Source organism: Paractinoplanes pyxinae (assembly GCF_026626335.1).
Classification (GTDB): Bacteria; Actinomycetota; Actinomycetes; order Mycobacteriales; family Micromonosporaceae; genus Actinoplanes; species Actinoplanes pyxinae.
The window spans coordinates 40,632-58,219 of record NZ_JAPNTZ010000004.1; the positions used below are offsets into that span (position 1 = coordinate 40,632).

Annotated in this window: 18 protein-coding genes; 13 read left to right on the forward strand and 5 right to left on the reverse strand. The window is 71.4% G+C overall.

Annotation, left to right across the window (positions count from 1 at the left end):
* Window positions 1-5: 5 nt before the first annotated feature.
* Window positions 6-1,694 (reverse strand): sensor histidine kinase, encoded by a 1,689-nt coding sequence (locus OWR29_RS11390; protein WP_438872578.1) that lies wholly within the window; start codon window positions 1,692-1,694, stop codon window positions 6-8.
* 89 nt (window positions 1,695-1,783) lie between these two features.
* On the opposite strand from OWR29_RS11390, the gene OWR29_RS11395 reads away from it, so the two are divergent.
* Genes OWR29_RS11395 through OWR29_RS11420 form a run of 6 tightly spaced genes read left to right on the forward strand, consistent with a single transcriptional unit; the run spans window position 1,784 to window position 7,209 of the window.
* The gene (locus OWR29_RS11395) at window positions 1,784-2,236 is read left to right on the forward strand and encodes an SRPBCC family protein (RefSeq protein ID WP_267562663.1); all 453 of its coding nucleotides are present in this window, start codon (window positions 1,784-1,786) and stop codon (window positions 2,234-2,236) included.
* A gap of 22 nt (window positions 2,237-2,258) precedes the next feature.
* Window positions 2,259-3,392, forward strand: coding sequence for a hypothetical protein (locus tag OWR29_RS48265; RefSeq protein WP_438872579.1), 1,134 nt, complete (start codon window positions 2,259-2,261; stop codon window positions 3,390-3,392).
* Between the two features lie 22 nt (window positions 3,393-3,414).
* Window positions 3,415-4,362 (forward strand): ROK family glucokinase, encoded by a 948-nt coding sequence (locus tag OWR29_RS11405; RefSeq protein WP_267562664.1) that lies wholly within the window; start codon window positions 3,415-3,417, stop codon window positions 4,360-4,362.
* Complete coding sequence (locus OWR29_RS11410) at window positions 4,362-5,036, forward strand: endonuclease/exonuclease/phosphatase family protein (protein WP_267562665.1); 675 nt, start codon at window positions 4,362-4,364, stop codon at window positions 5,034-5,036. The genes OWR29_RS11405 and OWR29_RS11410 overlap by 1 nt, the downstream gene beginning before the upstream one ends.
* Window positions 5,037-5,054: 18 nt before the next feature.
* A complete protein-coding gene (locus OWR29_RS11415) occupies window positions 5,055-6,383 on the forward strand; it encodes a flavin-containing monooxygenase (RefSeq protein WP_267562666.1) in 1,329 nt (442 codons plus the stop codon).
* A 52-nt stretch (window positions 6,384-6,435) separates the two neighbouring features.
* Window positions 6,436-7,209 (forward strand): alpha/beta hydrolase, encoded by a 774-nt coding sequence (locus OWR29_RS11420; RefSeq protein ID WP_267562667.1) that lies wholly within the window; start codon window positions 6,436-6,438, stop codon window positions 7,207-7,209.
* Here OWR29_RS11420 and OWR29_RS11425 read toward each other — a convergent pair.
* Window positions 7,198-8,598: an alpha,alpha-trehalose-phosphate synthase (UDP-forming) gene (locus tag OWR29_RS11425; protein ID WP_267562668.1), complete on the reverse strand. Its 1,401-nt coding sequence runs from the start codon at window positions 8,596-8,598 to the stop codon at window positions 7,198-7,200. The genes OWR29_RS11420 and OWR29_RS11425 overlap by 12 nt on opposite strands.
* 80 nt (window positions 8,599-8,678) lie before the next feature.
* The gene (locus OWR29_RS11430) at window positions 8,679-9,521 is read right to left on the reverse strand and encodes a DUF308 domain-containing protein (RefSeq protein ID WP_267562669.1); all 843 of its coding nucleotides are present in this window, start codon (window positions 9,519-9,521) and stop codon (window positions 8,679-8,681) included.
* A gap of 130 nt (window positions 9,522-9,651) precedes the next feature.
* On the opposite strand from OWR29_RS11430, the gene OWR29_RS11435 reads away from it, so the two are divergent.
* Complete coding sequence (locus tag OWR29_RS11435; protein WP_267562670.1) at window positions 9,652-10,383, forward strand: lysophospholipid acyltransferase family protein; 732 nt, start codon at window positions 9,652-9,654, stop codon at window positions 10,381-10,383.
* Here the strand turns inward: OWR29_RS11435 and OWR29_RS11440 are convergent.
* Window positions 10,334-11,014, reverse strand: coding sequence for a Crp/Fnr family transcriptional regulator (locus tag OWR29_RS11440; RefSeq protein WP_438872588.1), 681 nt, complete (start codon window positions 11,012-11,014; stop codon window positions 10,334-10,336). The two genes, OWR29_RS11435 and OWR29_RS11440, sit on opposite strands and share 50 nt — an antisense overlap.
* 259 nt (window positions 11,015-11,273) lie before the next feature.
* Between OWR29_RS11440 and OWR29_RS11445 the strand changes: the two genes are divergently transcribed.
* From OWR29_RS11445 to proC, 5 genes are all read left to right on the forward strand, one after another.
* Complete coding sequence (locus OWR29_RS11445) at window positions 11,274-12,119, forward strand: phosphotransferase enzyme family protein (RefSeq protein WP_267562672.1); 846 nt, start codon at window positions 11,274-11,276, stop codon at window positions 12,117-12,119.
* 28 nt (window positions 12,120-12,147) lie between these two features.
* Window positions 12,148-12,636, forward strand: a complete 489-nt coding sequence (locus OWR29_RS11450) for a polyadenylate-specific 3'-exoribonuclease AS (protein WP_267562673.1) — start codon at window positions 12,148-12,150, stop codon at window positions 12,634-12,636.
* A 41-nt stretch (window positions 12,637-12,677) separates the two neighbouring features.
* A complete protein-coding gene (locus OWR29_RS11455; RefSeq protein WP_267562674.1) occupies window positions 12,678-13,175 on the forward strand; it encodes a pyridoxamine 5'-phosphate oxidase family protein in 498 nt (165 codons plus the stop codon).
* A gap of 149 nt (window positions 13,176-13,324) precedes the next feature.
* Window positions 13,325-14,353 carry a 6-phosphofructokinase gene (locus tag OWR29_RS11460; protein WP_184952867.1) on the forward strand — a complete coding sequence of 343 codons (1,029 nt, stop codon included), beginning with the start codon at window positions 13,325-13,327 and terminating at the stop codon, window positions 14,351-14,353.
* Window positions 14,354-14,418: 65 nt separating this feature from the next.
* A complete protein-coding gene (gene proC, locus OWR29_RS11465) occupies window positions 14,419-15,219 on the forward strand; it encodes a pyrroline-5-carboxylate reductase (protein ID WP_267562675.1) in 801 nt (266 codons plus the stop codon).
* On the opposite strand, the gene OWR29_RS11470 is transcribed toward proC, so the two are convergent.
* Window positions 15,206-15,871, reverse strand: coding sequence for a DUF429 domain-containing protein (locus OWR29_RS11470; RefSeq protein ID WP_267562676.1), 666 nt, complete (start codon window positions 15,869-15,871; stop codon window positions 15,206-15,208). The two genes, proC and OWR29_RS11470, sit on opposite strands and share 14 nt — an antisense overlap.
* A 229-nt stretch (window positions 15,872-16,100) precedes the next feature.
* On the opposite strand from OWR29_RS11470, the gene OWR29_RS11475 reads away from it, so the two are divergent.
* Window positions 16,101-17,582, forward strand: coding sequence for a glycosyl hydrolase family 18 protein (locus tag OWR29_RS11475; protein ID WP_267562677.1), 1,482 nt, complete (start codon window positions 16,101-16,103; stop codon window positions 17,580-17,582).
* Window positions 17,583-17,588: the final 6 nt, after the last annotated feature.

The following is a 17,588-nucleotide window of genomic DNA, read 5'->3' on the forward strand; positions in this document are numbered from 1 at the left end:
TCGGGTTACTCCCCTTCTGGAGCGGAAACGCTATTCCGCACGCTATCGCGCCTTGCGGAAGATCCCAGCACTACGGCAACGGTTGTCCCGCTGGGGTGTCGCGGCGTGATCTTCAAACGGCCCCGGATCCGTTCGGCCCGCTCGGCCATGATGGTCAGACCGTAACGACCGTCCGGGCGGTCGTCAGCGAAGCCCCGGCCGTCGTCGGAGACCTCGATCTCGGCGTACGGCGGGTCGACGGTGCAGGTAACCCACAGATTAGAGGCTCCGGCGTGCTTGCGCGCGTTCGTGATCGCCTCTTGGGCGATGCGCAGCAGCTCGGCCTCGGTGGCGGCGGGCAGCCGGGCCGTCGATTCGTCGAAAGTGAAGTGCACCCGCAGGCCGGCCGAGGTGCCGAGCGTACGGGCGTATTCCGCGATGGCCGCGGCCAGGCCGCCGTTGCGATCCACCTCGGAGCGCAGTTCGAACAGGCTCAGGCGCAGCTCGGTGATCACGCGGGTCACCTCGGCGCGCAGGGCTCGCAGCTCCTCGGCGGTCTCTTCGGCGCCCTCGGGCAGGGTCGCCTGCGCGTTGTCGATGCCGTAGCCGACCATCACCAGCTCTTGCGCGACGCCGTCGTGGATCTCACGGGCGAGCCGCTGACGTTCCTCATTGGTGGCCAGCGAGCGCACGTCGTCGAAGAGCAGGGCGGCCTCCAGCCGCAAGGCCGCGGCGTCGGTCACCCAGGTGACCTCGCTGACGGTTTCCTTCGGGTACGCGTTGGCGACGTCGCTCTCGAGGATGACGAGCCCGATCGTGCGGACGCCGGCCACCAGCGGCACGACCAGCGACGAGACGTCCCCGCGGCGGCTCGACCGGGCCTGCGAGCGGCTGGCCACCTGCGGCTGCTGGCTGGCCCAGGCGTCGGCGATGGCGGAGTCGGCGTCGAGCGTGACCTCCCAGTCGACGCGTTCGACACCGGTCTGGGCGAGGACGACGAGCCGGCCGCCGCCGCTGGCCGACAGCACGGCCGCCCGGTCGGACGGCTTGACCAGGCGCAGCTCCTCGAGCAGGTGCTCGGAGATGCCGCCCGGGTCGAGGGTGGCGCCCGGCAGCGATCGGGCCACGCTGCGGAGCTGGGTGAGCAGGCGGGTCGCTTCGGCGTACGGCTGGGGGGTGGGCTCGGACGGCTGCATGAACTGCCGCATGGTGTCGGCGGCGAAGGTGATGATCGCGCCCAGCACCAGCCACTGACCGCTGGCGGCCAGGAAGCCGGGCTGCGTGATCGGGCTGACCTCGCCGACCAGGGTGCCGCCGACGACCATCGCGACGGCCGCCACGCCGAGCAGGGCCGTGCCCTCGGTGGGGCGCCGGCGCAGGGCGGCGGTGAGCAGCGGGACGGCCAGGTAGGGCAGCACCGCCTCGGCGCCGAAGCCCGCGTCCAATGTGTTGTTCAGGTCGCTGGCCACGGCGATCGACCCGGCCGCGAGGCCCGTGATGACGACCTCGGCGAAGCGGCCCAGCGGGGCGAAAAGGTGATGGTCCGGAGCGAGGACCGCGGGCAGCGCGGCCACGGTCAGCAGAGCGATCCAGCCCAGCTGGGCGGGCTCGCCGGTGGCGATCAGCGTCAGCGCCGCGACCAGCGCGAGCATGACGATGCGCGCGGCCACCGCGAGCGGTTGGACGCGCGCGTTGACGTCGGCGAGGAGCGGCACCTGACGGATGGTAGCCGCCTGCTATCCGGATGGCTCGTCCGGCTGGCCCGGCCGCCGGGATTGTCGCAGCCGGGAGGTAGCCTCCACGCATGGCGGACACCTCGACGCAGTCGATCCAGGTCCATGCGCCCCTCGGCCGCGTGGCCACGGTCATCAGCGACTTCGCGCGCTACCCCGAGTGGGCCGAGGCGATGAAGCAGGTGGAGGTCCTCGAGGAGTACGAGGACGGCTACGCCTACCGGGTGCGCTTCGTGATCGACGCCGGGGTGATGGCCGACGACTACACGCTCGAGTACGCGTACGCCGACGATCTTTCCCGCATCGAGTGGCACCTGGTCGAGCCCTCGAAGACGCAGAAGTCCCAGAATGGCTCGTACGACCTGGCCGAGGGGCCCGGCGGCGTCACCACGGTGACGTACACGCTCGAGGTCGAGCTCTCGATCGGCATGCTGGGCATGTTCCGCCGCAAGGCCGAAAAGATGATCATGGACACGGCGCTGAAGCAGCTCAAGCGCCGGGTCGAGAGCCTGCCGGCCGAGTGAGCTGAGCAGCGGGGAGGGTTCGATGGCCGGATCAGCGCGGGAAGAGGCCGAGCGCCTCGTCGCCTCGGTGCTGGCGCGGGCGGTGACGGGTCAGGCGTTCGGCGAGAAGTGGGCCACCGGCGAGCCGGAATGCTGCGTGTGCCCGGTGTGCAAGGCGATCGCGGCGATGCGCGATCCCAGCCCGCAGACGGCGGCGCGGCTGGCCGGCAGCGCGGGTGACCTCGCGGGGTCGGTCGCGGGGCTGCTGCGCTCGGTGTCGGCGATCGTGGGCGAGCGGCCGAAGCCGGCCACGCCGCCCGCGCCGCCGCCGGCCCCCAACGCCGACCAGACGTGGTCCGCGGCGACCAGGTCGGCCCGGCCCGGTGGGGGCCCGGCCGCGGGCACCGGCTCGGCCGCCGGGACCGGCCCGGCTGCGGGCACCGGTTCGGCCGCGGGAACTGGCTCGGCCGCGGGCGCCGACCGCAACAACGCCGACGGTGCGTGGGCGGCGGCCACCAACAGAGGCGACGAGCGGGCTGGGGTTGTGGGCGGCGACTCGTGGTCTGCCGCGACCTCCACCAGTGGCGGCAGCGAGCGGGCCGGGGCTCAGGGCGGTGATCCGTGGTCGGCGGCGACGACCGACAGCGCGGCGGACGCGGCTGCCGACTACGCGGCCGAGCTGGCCACGCGCCGGGCAGCGGCGCTGGCAGCGGCGGCCGAGGCGGAACGCCGCGTGGCCGAGGCGGCGGCTCAGGCCAAGGCGCGCCGCGAGGCGGCGAACGCGGTTAAGGCGGCAGGCGCGGCCGGGACGGTCGCGGGCACGGGGGTGGCGGGCGACACCGCCGCGCCGGGTGGGCCCGGGGCCCGTACCGCACGAAGGTTGGATGTCTGGGCGGCGGCCACCGCTGATGGGGGTGTTGCCTCAGTGGCTTCCGCCCCGACGGTGGATCATGATGTGGCGAGCGGCGACGCGCCCGGAAAGAGCGGCACGGCGCAAGGCGAGGTCGTGGCGTCCGATCATGATGTGGCGAGCGGCGGCGCGTCCGGAAAGAGCGGCGCGGCGCAGGGCGAGGTCGTGGCGCCTGATGCGGTGACTGAGGAAGTGGCGTCCGGGGACACGGGCGCCGAGGGTGGCGGCGGGACGGGCGACGAGGCCCGCGACGACGGCGCGGCGTGAACGGACAGAGGGGACGGGCAGCGTGACGCTGACCATCGGAGTCGACGTCGGCGGCACCAAGGTGGCCGGTGGGGTGGTCGACGAGCACGGCACGGTGCTGGCTTCGAACCGCCGGGACACCCCCGCCGAGGACCCGGCCGGCACCCGCGACACGATCGTCGAGGTCGCGGCCGAACTCGCGCGCGAGTACCCGCAGGCCACCGCCATCGGCATCGGCGCGGCGGCGTGGATCGACGCGCCCGGCGCCACCGTGCTGTTCGCCCCCAACCTGGCCTGGCGCGACGAGCCGCTGCGGGACTACGTGACCAAGGCCGTCGGCCTGCCCACCGTCCTCGAGAACGACGCCAACGTGGCCGCCTGGGCCGAGTTCCGGTACGGCGTGGCCCGGCACGCCGACTCGATGGTGATGATCACCGTGGGCACCGGGATCGGCGGCGGCATCGTGATCAACGGCAAGCTGTGGCGCGGTGCCAACGGCATCGCGGCCGAGCTCGGCCACATCCAGTCGGTGCCCGACGGCCACCCCTGCGGCTGCGGCCGGCTCGGCTGCCTCGAGCAGTACGCGAGCGGCAACGCCCTGGTCCGCTTCGCCCGGGCCGGCGCGCGGCAGGAGCCGGAACGCGCGGCCCAGCTGCTCGAGCTGGCCGGCGGCGACCCGCTGGCGATCAGCGGCCGGCAGATCACCGAGGCGGCCCGGGCCGGCGACGGCGTGGCCCGCGACGCGTTCGCCCAGATCGGCTACTGGCTCGGCGTCGCGATGGCCGACCTGGCGCAGAGCTTCGACCCCGAGATCCTGGTGGTCGGCGGCGGCGTGGTCGACGCGGGCGACCTGCTGATGGGCCCGACCCGCACCACGTACCGCGACCAGCTCAAACAGCGCGGCCGCTTCCCGGTGGCCGACCTCGCGGCGGCCGAGACGGGCAACACGGCCGGCGTCGTCGGCGCGGCCGACCTGGCCCGTCGCGCCTGATGTCCGGCGCGCGGCTGCGAGTGGTCAGCTACAACGTCCACGGCCTCAAGGACGACCGGGCCGCCCTGATCGAGGTCATCCGCGACCTGGCGCCCGACGTGCTGGTCGTGCAGGAGGCGCCGCGCCGGTTCCGCTGGCGGCACAAGTGTGCGGCGCTGGCCGACGACGTGGGCATGGTGGTGGCGGCCGGCGGTCTGCCCTCGCTGGGCAACCTGCTGCTGGTCAGCCTGCGGGTGGCCGTGCACGAGACGTGGTGCATGCGCTATCCGCTGACGCCGGGCCGGCACCTGCGGGGCGCCGCGTTCGTCACCGGTTCGGTGCGCGACGGCCGGTTCACGGTCACCGGCTCGCATCTGGCCACCGACCCGGCCGAGCGACCCGTCCAGGCCGCCCTGTGGAAGGAAGAGCTGAGCCGGGTCGAGGGCCCGGTGATCGCGGCGGCCGACCTCAACGAGGGGCCGGGCGGCGGCGCCTGGCGCACGGTCGAGGACGGGCTGGTCTCGTCGCCCGACGCGGCGCCCACCTTCCCAGCCAAACTGCCGAACCGGCGGATTGACGGCATCTTCGTCACTCCCGACATTTCCATCGAGAAGTACGAGATCGTCGAGTCCGACCGGGCCCGCCGGGCCAGTGATCATCTTCCCGTCGTCGCGGACCTGTTGATCCCTTCCTAGATCTGGCAATATCGCCGGGTGCCCGACACTCCCGACATCGCCGATCGTCGCGACGCCGTGTGCGTCATCGGGGCCGGCGCCAGCGGTCTCGCCGCGATCAAGAACCTGCGTGAGGCCGGGTTCGAGGTCGACTGCTACGAGCGGGAGACGTCGGTCGGCGGCGCCTGGAACTGGCGGCACGACCGCAGCCCGGTCTACGCCGGCACCCACCTGGTCACCTCGCGGCCGCTGACCGAGTTCCCCGACTTCCCGATGCCGGACACGTGGCCCGACTACCCGGACCACAAGCTGGTGCTGTCCTATCTGGAGCGCTACTCGGCCCACTTCGGGCTGGAGGACGACGTCTGGTTCGGCACCGAGGTGGTGTCGGTCGAGCCGGTCGGCGACGGCCGGTGGGACGTGACGACGCAGAGCACCGGCGGCGGCTCGTCGCGGGTGCAGCGGTACGCCGGGGTGGTGGTGGCCAACGGGCACAACTGGTCGCCGGCCCGCCCCGAGATCCCGGGCGACTTCCGCGGCCAGGTGATCCACTCGGCCCAGTACAAAGACCCGGCTCAGCTGCGCGGCCGCAAGGTGCTCGTGATCGGCGGCGGCAACACCGGCTGTGACATCGCGGTCGAAGCGGCGCAGCAGGCGAGCACGGTCTGGCACTCGACCCGGCGCGGCTACTGGCACGCGCCGGAGTACGTCCTGGGCCGCCCGTTCGACCAGATCACCGCCCGGCGGCTGCCGCTGCGGGTGCGCCAGTGGTTCTACCGCCGGGCAGTCACGTTGACGAGCGGCGACCTGACCCGCCACGGCCTTCCGGCGCCGGACCACCAGCCGTACGAGAGTCACCCGGTCGTCAACAGCCGACTGCCGTACTACCTGGGGCTGGGGCGGATCACCCCGGTGCCCGACGTGACCGCCTTCGACGGCGCCTCGGCCGTGCTCGCCGACGGCCGCCGCGTCGAGCCGGAGCTGGTGATCACCGCGACCGGCTACCGGCCGCGCTTCGACTTCCTGGCGCCCGAACTGCTGGACATCGCGGAGGACGGCCGCCCCGATCTGCACCTGCACGCGTTCGCCCGCCGACACCCGACACTGGCCGTGGTGGGGCTGGTCCAGGCCGGATTCGGGCTGTTCCCGCTGGCGCACTGGCAGAGCGTGGCGGTCGCGCGCTGGCTGCGGCTGCGCGTGACCGACCCCGAGCGCGCCACCGCCGTACAGCGGAAGGAATCGACCCGCCCGGTAGCGAGCTGGTCGCGGCGCCGTGTGGTGCCCACTCCGAGGCACTGGTTCGAGGTCGACCACGTCGAGTACCTGCGGGCCGTCGAGGGCCTGCTGCGCGAGATGGAAGCGGCATGAGCGACTGCACCGAGCGGCACCCGGCCGCACCGAAGGACGGCGAGGGCGCATCGTGAGTTCGCCACTGCTGCGCTTCGAGGACTGGACCGATCCGGTGCCTCCGGCCGAGCGTGAGGTCGTCTCGCTCACCGGGGACGCCGACGCCGCCCGCCCGCCGTTGCTGTTCGTGCCGGGGCTCGGTCACGGCGCGTGGGCGTTCGCCGAGCACTGGCTGCCGCACGCCGCCGCCCGCGGCTTCGCGGCACACGCGCTCACCCCGCGACCGGGTGGCGACTTGCGGGCCCAGGTGCACGACGTGGTGCAGGTGGCGGCGTCGCTGCCGCGGCAGGCCGTGCTGGTGGGCCAGGGCGCGGGTGCACTCGTGGTGGCGTACGCGATGGGTCGTTACCCGGTCCGGGCGGCGGTGCTGGCGGCGCCCGTGATGGACGGCTGGCCGACGCTGTGGGCGGCGCTGCGGACCAACCCGTTCGGCACGCTGCCGGCCCTGTTCGGCGGGCGGCTGAGGCTCAGCCGCAAGCAGCTCTTCGGCCCCGAGATGCCGGTCGACCAGGCCCAGCAGTACGTCGAGAGAGTGGCCGCCCGGCCCCGGCGCGAACTGGTCACGCACGAACCCCCGCCCCGCCCGGCCGGCCGGCCGCCGGTGCTGGTGGTCGGCAGCCCGGACGACCGGATCGTGCCGCGGACCTCGCTCGACCGCACCGCCACCCGTTACGGCAGCGCGCCGCTGCTCTTCCCCGGCATGGGCCACGACCTGATGCTCGACGTGGCCTGGGCCGACCCCATCGAGGCCATCCTGGACTGGCTCGACAAGGAATTAGCTCAGTAGGGGGCGAGCCAACTCCAGCTCGGTGAGGTAGGCGCGGGCCCAGGCGTGGATGTCGTGGGTGGTGATGTGGTCGCGCATCGCCTTCATGCGGGTGGCCAGCTCGGCCGGGTCGGCGGCCAAGGCGTGCAGCAGTGTCTCTTTCAGACCGTCCACGTCGTGCGGGTTGACCAGGAACGCGTCCTCGAGTTCGGCCGCGGCGCCGGCGAACTCGCTGAGCACCAGGGCGCCCGTGTCGTCGCGGCGGGCGGCCACGAACTCTTTGGCGACCAGGTTCATGCCGTCGCGCAGCGGGGTCACCACCATGACGTCGGCCGTCTGGTAGAGCGCGGCCAGATCGGCCCGGTCGAACGGCTGGTTCAGGTAGTGGATGGCCGGCTCGCCGACCCGCCCGTACTCGCCGTTGATACGGCCCACCTCGCGCTCGATGCGGTCACGCAGGCCGCGGTAGTTCTCGACGCGCTCGCGGCTGGGCACGGCCACCTGCACCATCACGGCGTCGCGGACCTTGATCCGGCCGTCGCGCAGCAGCTCGGAATACGCGGTGAGGCGGTGCTCGATGCCTTTCGTGTAGTCGAGCCGGTCGACGCTGAGCAGCACCCGCTTGTGCGAACCCAGGTCGTGCCGCAGCCGGTGGGCCTGACCCACCACGTACGGCCGGGCCGAGAGCGACCGCATCTCGGCCACATCGATAGAGACCGGGAAGGCGCCCGTGCGGATCACGCGGCCGTCCAATGTGATCGCGTCGTCGGCGCCGTGCGCACCTAGCAGCTTGGTGGCGAGCTGGGCCACGTTGTGGGCCGCCTGCGGCCGCTGGAACCCGACCAGGTCGGCCCCGAGCATGCCGCGCAACAGCTCGATCCGGCGGGGGAGCTGCATGAACAGCTCGGGCGGGGGGAACGGCACGTGCAGGAAGAAGCCGATCACCACGTCGGGCCGCAGCTCGCGCAGGAGCTGAGGAACCAGCTGCAGGTGGTAGTCCTGCACCCAGACGGTGGCGCCGGGCTCGGCCACCTCGGCCGCGGCCTCGGCGAAGCGCCGGTTGACCGAGCGGTACGACTCCCACCAGCCCCGGTCGAAGACGGGCGGCTCGACCGCGTCGTGATAGAGCGGCCACAGTGTCGAGTTGGCGAAGCCCTCGTAGTAGCCCCGCAACTCGTCGTCGGTCAGCGACATCGGGCGCAGCCGCAGGGTGCCCAGGTCGGGCAGCCGGGCCGCCTCGCCGATCGCGCCGGGCCAGCCGACCCACGTGGCCGGGGTCTGTTCCAGGATGGCGTGCAGGGCGCCGGCCAGGCCGCCGGGACTTCGGCGCCATTCGCACGCGCCGTCGGGGGCGATGTTGTCATCGAGCGGGAGACGGTTGGCCACCACGACCAGCGAGCTCTGACGCATCACCGAAGGTTATCGGATGGCTACTCGCAAGAAGACCGACGAGCGTCGATTAAACATGGTTTTAATTTTCGACGAATGCGTCAGACGACCGCGCCGTCGTCGTAGTCGTCCTCGTCGTCGCCCGAGCGCAACCGCCAGACCAGCATGACCGCGCCCGAGACGATCGCCGCGAAGCCGAGCAGGGTCACGTAGTCACGGTCGATCGGGAGCACCGTCGGGAACAGGAACAGCAGGAAGCCGACGATCACGCTGAGCACGCCGATGACCGCGTACTTCGAGAAGCGGGGCAACGGCGGGGGCGGCGGCGGGACGTACCGCTCGTCCTCGTCGTCCTCGTCGTCGTCGGGCAGGCCGGCGCCGAACGTGTCGAGGCCGTCGAGCAGCGACGGGTCTTCCTCGGGCGGGGCCGGGCGGTCGGTGCGGCGCCGGTTGAGCGAGACGCCGGAGAAGTCGGACGCGTTCGACAGGCCGCCGGTGCGCGGCGGCTCTTTCGGCGCCTCGATGCCCTCGGAGGCCGGCCAGGGCGCGGCGGTGGGGTCGACCGAGGTGTGGAAACCGGCGACGATCTTGGCCCATTCGGCCTCGATGTCGGGCTCGGGGACTGGGGCGGCGGTCGGGTCGGCCGGGGGAGCGGGCGGCGGAGTGGGCGGTTCGCCGCCGGTCGCCTTGTGCAGATGCTCGCGGGCGACCGCGAGATGGGTGCGGTCGACATAGAGACGGTCGATCGGGCGCGCGGGCAGGGTGGTGGCGCGCAAGATGGGATTGAGATCGGCCGTGGGCTGCAGATAGGCCGCGATGCCGCCGGCCGCGAGCACGTCGAGGAGGTGTTCGCCGACGCGTGGATCCACGTCGCCCGCGACCGCGTAATCGGCCGCGTCGAGCCCGTTGTCCCGCCGCCCGCGGCGGGCGCCACCCGCTGTCACCCCTGCACACTCCCTCGCCGACCGTGCCTTGAATGGTGACACGACATGGACAGTCTGCGGGAGTGCGTTGTGGCGCGCCGCCCCGCTTCGTACGCTTCCCCCCAGGCCCGGCCGTCCAGGGAAGGACATCGTGTTCTACTGGTTGCTCAAGTATGTGGTGCTCGGACCGGTGCTGAAGCTCCTCTTCCGCCCCGATGTCCACGGCCTGCACCACCTGCCCCGCACGGGGCCGGTGATTCTGGCCTGCAACCATCTCTCGTTCTCCGACTCGATCTTCACACCCCTGGTGGTCGGGCGCAGGGTGACGTTCGTCGCCAAAGCGGAGTACTTCACCGGTAAAGGCATCAAAGGCTGGCTCATGCGCCAGTTCTTCAGCGGAACGGGGACGATTCCGGTCGACCGTTCGGGCGGCAAGGCGGCCCAGGCGGCCCTGGACACGCTGCTGCGGGTGCTGCGCGAGGGCGGGGTCGCGGGCATCTATCCCGAGGGCACGCGCTCGCCCGACGGCCGGCTCTACCGCGGCAAGACCGGGGTGGCCCGCCTGGTGCTCGAGAGCGGCGCCGTGGTGGTGCCGGTGGCCCTGCTCAACACCGACGAGATCCAGCCCACCGGCACGATGATTCCGACGGTCAAGCGGGTCCGGATGAGGTTCGGCGCCCCGCTCGACTTCTCGCGCTACGAGGCGTCCAAGGGTGACCGCTTCGTCGAGCGAGCGATCACCGACGAGATCATGTTCGAGCTGATGACCATGAGCGGCCGCGAGTACGTCGACGTCTACGCCAGCAAGTTGAAGACGACGATCGAGTCCCCGGTCAATTCACCGACATCCCCGCGCGACGCCGGAGCGCCTGCAGATCGGTGACGACGATGCGGCGGCCCTCGGTGCGCAGCCAGCCGCGGCTGGCGAACGAGCCGATCGCCTGGTTCACGCTCTGCCGGGAGCCGCCCGCCATCTCGGCCAGCTGACTCTGGTTGAGCTCGATCGTGATCATCGGCGCCTGGCTCTCGCCGGCCAGCCGTACGAGCGTCTTGGCCACCCGGCCCGGCAGGTCGAGGAAGACGTGGTCGGTGTTCTGCTCGGTGAGCCGGCGGATCAGCGCGCCGACCGACCGCATCACCGCGTCGAGGATGCGCGGGTTGGCGTGCACCAAGTCGATGAACGCCGACCGGGACAGGCTCAGCGCCTGGCAGTCCTCGATCGCCTCGGCCGAGGCGCTGCGGGCCGACGCGTCCAGAAGGGACACCTCGCCCAGCACGTCGGGCGGGCGGACGACGGTGAGCACCGCGCGCTCGCCGGTCGGCGCGGTGCGGAAGATGGCGACCGCGCCCCGCTTGAGAATGATCAGAGATTCGCCGGGGTCGTGCTCGACGAAGATGATCTGGCCCTTGCGGTACGTGCGCGGCACCGCGGTGGCGATCACCCGCTGACGGACCTCAGGCTCGAGACCGGCGAACATGTCCACTCCGGTCAGCGCGTCGCCATTGTCCGGCATGCGATGGTCCACGGCGTCATCCCTCCCCCGGTGGGAGCCGCGGCGGCGAGTGGCCGCGCCGGCCCCACGACGCGAACGATCACTCTTAGCACACAGCAACCCGCCGGCGCCATTTCTGCGCACCTGCACCGCGAGCGCCTTATAGGATCATTCCGCTCCTGTCGCTATCTGTAAACCTCTCGATGCCAAGAGTGAGCACCGGACGGGGGTCACCCCGGTTGTCCGTCGGATTTACGTCATCTGCCCTGACAATCCCGCGGTGCCGGATGCCGAACTGCTTCGAACGACGCTGCGGGACGAGTGGCATCTCGTCCCCAGCGAGATCACCGCCCTGGACGACGTGCTGCTGTCCCGCGGATGGGAGGTGACCGCCGGGGGTGACCAGTACGTCGTCCGGCTGAGCGACCCCGGCGAACGCCTGCCGGTGGAGGCCGGCCTGGCCGCCGCCGACCATCTGCGCGGGCGGGACATCCCGGCCGGCGAACCGGTGCGCACGTTGTCGGGTGGTCTCACCGCGCAGACCGGGGCCGGGGCATTCGCCGTGCTGCGCCGGGTGCCGGGCCGCCGCCTCGACGGCGCCGACCCGGTCGACCAGCAGTGGTGGGGCGACCGGCTGGGGGCGGTGCACCGGGCGCTGCAGAGCTTCCACCACCCGGGGCTGCGCTCGTGGCAGCCGGTCGACCCTGGCGCCGGCCATCTGGACGCCGAGCCGTGGCTGCGCGGGGCGGTCGCCGACGCGTCGGCCGCGGCCAAGCGCCTCACGGTCACCGACCGGCTGACGTACGGGGTGCTGCTGGGCGACCCGGCCCCGGGCGGCTTCGTGGTCGATCCCGGCACCGGCCGGGCCGGGCTGCTCGACTGCGGGGCCAGCGAGGTCGGTCCGCTGGCCTACGACGTGGCCGCCGCGGTGGTGTACGCCGGGGGAGAGCCGAGGTCGAGCGAGCTGATCGACGGCTACCTGGCGGCCGGGCCGGTCGGGGCGGACGAGCTGCACGCCGTGCTGCCGGTGCTGCTGCGTCTGCGCTGGGCCGTGCAGGCCGACCGGGCGGCTCGCTGGGGATGTGCGGAGGGGCTGCAGCGGGCGAGGACGGCCCTGGAAGAATAGGAAGACGGCCCTGGAAGAATAGGTAGTGATGCCTTACAGATACTTCTACGACTGCGAGTTCATCGAGGACGGGCGCCTGGTCGACCTGGTCTCGATCGGTGTGGTCGACGAGTTCGGCCGCGAGTTCTACGCGGTCAGCACCGAGTTCGACGACAGCCGGGCCATCCCGTGGGTGCGCCGCAACGTGCTCGACAAGCTGCCGTCCCCGTCCGACCCGGCCTGGCGCTCCCGCGAGCGCATCCGGGACGACCTCTACGCGTTCCTGAAAGAGCCGGTGGCCGGGCGCGACGAGCAGATCGAGCTGTGGGCCTGGTTCGCCGCGTACGACCATGTGGCGCTGGCCCAGCTCTGGGGCGCGATGCCGGCCCTGCCCCGGGACATCCCGCGCTTCACCAAAGATCTGCGGCAGCTCTGGGACGACAAGGGCAAGCCCACGCTGCCCACCATGTCGGGCCGGCACGACGCGCTGGTCGACGCCCGGCACAACCTGGCCCGCTGGCGCGCCATGGGCGGCTGAGCCTTCGTTTGGCCCCTCGATTTGCGGGAAGGTCACGAGGCATGACTGACAACGAGCAGGAACGCCGCGACAAGGTCAAAGAGATGGTCAAGGATGCTCGGATCAGCATGCTGACCACCATGACGGCGGACGGCAAGCACGTGAGCCGCCCGATGGCCCTGCAGGACGTCGAGTTCGACGGCGACCTGTGGTTCTTCACGTACTCCGACTCCGACCTGGTCGAGCAGATCGCCGTGCACCCCGAGGTGAACGTGTCGTTCAGCGACCAGAAGCAGAACAACTGGGTCTCCATCGCCGGCCAGGCCGTGCGCACCGACGACCCGGCCAAGGCCAAGGAGCTGTGGAACCCGTTCCTCAAGGCGTGGTTCCCGGATGGCCTCGAGACGCCCAACCTCACCCTGGTCAAGGTGAACGGCGAGACGGCCGAGTACTGGGAGGCCGCGCACAGCTCGAAGGTGATCACCGTGCTCGGCGCGGCCAAGGCGGCCGTAACCGGAAAGACCCCCGACGCGGGCGAGAACGAAACAGTCCGCCTTTAAGCGGGGCGGCTGCATCCGGGCGGCGGGCGGCGACTAAAGTTCGGGTCGCAAGCCCGCCCCAGGCCCGGCAGCGCTGCCGACGTCTGACTCCCTGGGGCTCGACGGCTCAATAGCTTCTCGCAAACCCCGTTACAGGGAGGACGAGCAACATGCGTATCGGCGTGCTCACCGGCGGCGGCGACTGCCCCGGTCTCAACGCGGTGATCCGGGCGGTGGTCCGCAAGGGCGTCGCCGCTTACGGTCACGAGTTCGTCGGCTTCCGCGACGGCTGGAAGGGCCCGCTCGAGGGTCTGACGAAGCCGCTCGGCATCGCCGAGGTCCGCGGCATCCTGCCCCGGGGTGGCACCATCCTGGGCTCCTCGCGCACCAACCCCTTCAAGATCGAGGGCGGCGTCGAGAAGATCAAGGCCAACCTGGCCGAGCAGGGCGTGGACGCGCTCGTGGCGATCGGCGGCGAGGACACCCTCGGCGTCGCCACCAAGCTGAACGACCTGGGCGTCAACGTGGTCGGCGTTCCGAAGACGATCGACAACGACCTCAACGCCACCGACTTCACCTTCGGCTTCGACACCGCGGTCAACATCGCGATGGAGGCCATCGACCGGCTGCACACCACGGCCGAGTCGCACCACCGCACGCTGGTCGTCGAGGTCATGGGCCGGCACGCGGGCTGGATCGCCCTGCACGCCGGTCTGGCCGGTGGCGCCAACGTCATCCTGCTGCCCGAGCGCGAGTTCGACGTGGAGCAGGTGGCCACGTACGTGACCAAGCGCTTCCAGGTCGAGTACGCGCCCATCGTGGTCGTGGCCGAGGGCGCGCACCCGCTCGAGGGCCAGATGGCGCTGCAGAGCCAGGAGCTCGACTCGTTCGGCCACGTCCGGCTGGGCGGCATCGGCCAGTGGCTGGCCGAGCAGCTGGAGGAGAAGACCGGCAAGGAGGCCCGCACGGTCGTCCTCGGTCACATCCAGCGCGGTGGCACGCCGAGCGCGTTCGACCGGGTGCTGGCCACCCGCTTCGGCCTGCAGGCGATCGACGCCGTCCACGAGGGCGACTTCGGCAAGATGATGGCGCTGCGGGGCACCGACATCGTGCGCGTGCCGCTGATCGACGGCACCGGCGAGCTCAAGACCGTGCCGCTGTCGCGCTACGAAGAGGCTGAAGTCTTCTTCGGCAGCTGACGGTTTTGTAGTGAATGTAAGGGGCGGCCGCCGTGGTCGCCCCTTACGTGTCGAAAGGGGCGGACATGAGCGTCGCGGTGATGGGCACGGGCAAGCTGGGCGAACTGGTCCTGGCCGGACTGCTGCGCTCCGGGCGGCCGGTCGACCAGGTGCTGGCCACCGCGCGGCGCCCCGAGCGGGCGGCCGAGCTGGCCGAGCGTTACGGGATCCGCCCGGTGTCCAACGAGTCCGCCGCGGCCCAGGCCGATGTGCTGGTGGTCGGGGTGAAGCCGCAGGACGCCGGCAAGCTGCTGGACGAGGTCCGCGGCCAGGTCACGGCAGCCAAACTGGTGGTGTCACTGTGTGCCGGGCTGCCGACGAGCTTCTTCGCCGAGCGTCTCCCTGACGTCCCGGTCGTACGGGTCATGACGAACACTCCCGCCCTCGTCGATCAGGCGATGTCGGTGCTCTCCCCGGGCGCGCACGCGACCGAGGAGCACATGGCGACCGCCGAGCAGCTTTTCCAGCCGATCGGCCGTACGCTCCGTGTGCCCGAGTATCAGCAGGACGCCGTCACCGCGTTGTCCGGCTCGGGCCCGGCCTATCTCTACCTGGTGGTCGAGGCGATGGTCGAGGCCGGCGTCCTGCTCGGGCTGCCCCGCACGGTCGCCCACGACCTGGCCGTGCAGACCGCGGTCGGCTCGGCGGTGATGCTGCGCGACTCCGGCGAGCACCCGGCCCTGCTGCGCGAGTCGGTCACCTCGCCCGGGGGCACCACCGCCGCCGCGCTGCGCGAGCTCGAGGCCGGCGGCGTCCGGACGGCCTTCCTGAACGCCCTCGAGGCGGCCCGCGACCGGGCCCGGAGCATCGCCGCTAGTACCAAATAGCGATCTTGCTGCCGTTGTTCTCCTCGGGCGGGCTGGGGTGGCTCAGGGCCGTTCCGGTGGCCATGCGGTGGGCCGACCAGGCGACGGCGGCCGCGTCCAGAATGTCGTCCGGGGGCGCCTGGCCGGCCGGGCCGATCTGGTCGGGCAGCACGATGCCGTTGCGGGCCAGCAGTTCGCGGCGCCGGGCCTGACCGGTCCACGTCTTCTTCGCGTACTGCAGGGGTTCGCCCGCCATCGTGCGGAACGAGACCTCGGGGTGCGCCTCGAAGAGCAGGCCGGGGTGCCTTTCCCAGATCGCGTTGGCCTCGAGCAGCTTGGGCCGCAGGGCCCACGACTGCCGGCTCAGCCCGGCCCCGGTCAGCTCGCGGCAGAGCCGGTTGGCCGCGGTGAACTCGGGTTCCTGCCAGACGGCGCGCGGCGGCACCCGGAACACGCTGCCGCGGCGGGGGCCCAGCTGGTCGGCGGCCAGGGTGTCGGCGGCCCGCCAGCGGTCGGGCAGCATGCCCAGCGGGATGTCCACGCCGATGACCGAGGCGCCGGAGCTGCCGGCCACGATCTCGTAGAGCGTCGAGGCCAGGACGGCCCGGCCGAACGCGCCGTCGCGCAGCTCGACACCGACCCAGCCGAGGGCGTACGCATCGACTCCAATCACGCGAATGCTCATCGGCGGCGTGCGGCCTCGGTGACTACAGCGTCGGAGATGGTCATGACGGCAGACTACGCGCTGTGTCCGTCAGTGTGCACCCCGTAGCCGTCCGGGCGACAAAGTTAAGCGTTTGCGTTTTCCTGCCTGCGCATCTTGACGATCGTGAATTCCTATGACTACCGTCACTCCAACGAACTTTTTGGAAACTTTCCTAACTGTTCAATGAGGAGACCCAGTGCAGAAATCCCTCCGCCGCGCCACCTGGGCGTCGGCGATCGTGCTGGTGGCCGCCACCGGCGCGATCCCGGCCACCCAGGCCTCGGCCGCTGCGGCCTGTGCCCCCGCGTGGTCCTCTTCCGCCACCTACGTCAAGGACAACCAGGCCTCCCAGAACGGGAAGAACTACACCGCCAAGTGGTGGACTCAGAACGAGTCGCCGGCCACGCACAGCGGACAGTGGGACGTCTGGATCGACAACGGTGCCTGCGGCGGCGGGACGACGCCCCCCACGACCCCGCCCACCACGCCCCCCACCACCCCGCCGACCAAGCCTCCGACGACGCCGCCCACCACGCCGCCGACGACCACCCCGCCCGGCACGAGCGGCAAGAACGTCGTCGGCTACTTCGCCGAGTGGGGCGTCTACGGCCGCAACTACCACGTGAAGAACCTGGTCACGTCGGGCTCCGCGGCCAAGCTGACCCACATCCTGTACGCGTTCGGCAACACCACCGGCGGCCAGTGCTCGATCGGTGACTCGTACGCCGACTACGACCGCGCCTACTCCGCGGCCGAGAGCGTCGACGGCGTCGCCGACACGTGGGACACCGGCGCGCTGCGCGGCTCGTTCAACCAGCTGCGCAAGCTCAAGAAGCAGTACCCGAACATCAAGGTGATCTGGTCGTTCGGCGGCTGGACCTGGTCCGGCGGCTTCACCCAGGCCGCGGCCAACCCGACCGCGTTCGCCAACTCCTGCTACAACCTGGTCAAGGACTCCCGCTGGGCCGACGTCTTCGACGGCATCGACGTCGACTGGGAGTACCCGAACGCCTGTGGCCTGAGCTGCGACGCGTCCGGCCCGGACTCGTACAACAAGGTGATCAGCGCGCTGCGCACCAAGTTCGGCCAGAACTTCCTGGTCACCTCGGCCATCTCGGCCGACGGCTCGAACGGCGGCAAGCTCGACGCGGCCGACTACGCCTCCGGCATCGCGAAGCTGAACCTGGTCTTCCCGATGACCTACGACTACTACGGCGCTTTCGCCGCGCAGGGCCCGACCGCCCCGCACTCGCCGCTGACCTCGTACGCCGGCATCCCGAACCAGGGCTTCTGGTCGGACGCGGCGATCCAGAAGCTGAAGAGCAAGGGCGTTCCGGCCAGCAAGATGCTCCTCGGCATCGGCTTCTACGGCCGCGGCTGGACGGGCGTCACCCAGGCCGCCCCGGGTGGCTCGGCGACCGGCGCGGCGCCGGGCACCTATGAGGCCGGCATCGAGGACTACAAGGTGCTCAAGAACAGCTGCCCGGCCACGGGCACGATCGCGGGCACCGCGTACGCCAAGTGCGGCAGCAACTGGTGGAGCTACGACACCCCGTCGACCATCGCCGGGAAGATGGGCTACGTGAAGCAGCAGGGTCTCGGCGGAGCCTTCTTCTGGGAGTTCTCCGGCGACACCAGCAACGGCGAGCTGATCAGCGCCATCAAGAACAACCTCTGAACCTCC

Bases quoted from the DNA above. Each gene is read 5' to 3' on its own strand.
- OWR29_RS11395 (WP_267562663.1), top strand. From the start codon at position 1,784: ATGGCGGACACCTCGACGCAGTCGATCCAGGTCCATGCGCCCCTCGGC.
- OWR29_RS48265 (WP_438872579.1), top strand. From the start codon at position 2,259: ATGGCCGGATCAGCGCGGGAAGAGGCCGAGCGCCTCGTCGCCTCGGTG.
- OWR29_RS11410 (WP_267562665.1), top strand. From the start codon at position 4,362: ATGTCCGGCGCGCGGCTGCGAGTGGTCAGCTACAACGTCCACGGCCTC.
- OWR29_RS11425 (WP_267562668.1), bottom strand. From the start codon at position 8,598: ATGCGTCAGAGCTCGCTGGTCGTGGTGGCCAACCGTCTCCCGCTCGAT.
- OWR29_RS11440 (WP_438872588.1), bottom strand. From the start codon at position 11,014: ATGCCGGACAATGGCGACGCGCTGACCGGAGTGGACATGTTCGCCGGT.
- OWR29_RS11450 (WP_267562673.1), top strand. From the start codon at position 12,148: ATGCCTTACAGATACTTCTACGACTGCGAGTTCATCGAGGACGGGCGC.
- OWR29_RS11455 (WP_267562674.1), top strand. From the start codon at position 12,678: ATGACTGACAACGAGCAGGAACGCCGCGACAAGGTCAAAGAGATGGTC.
- OWR29_RS11460 (WP_184952867.1), top strand. From the start codon at position 13,325: ATGCGTATCGGCGTGCTCACCGGCGGCGGCGACTGCCCCGGTCTCAAC.
- proC (WP_267562675.1), top strand. From the start codon at position 14,419: ATGAGCGTCGCGGTGATGGGCACGGGCAAGCTGGGCGAACTGGTCCTG.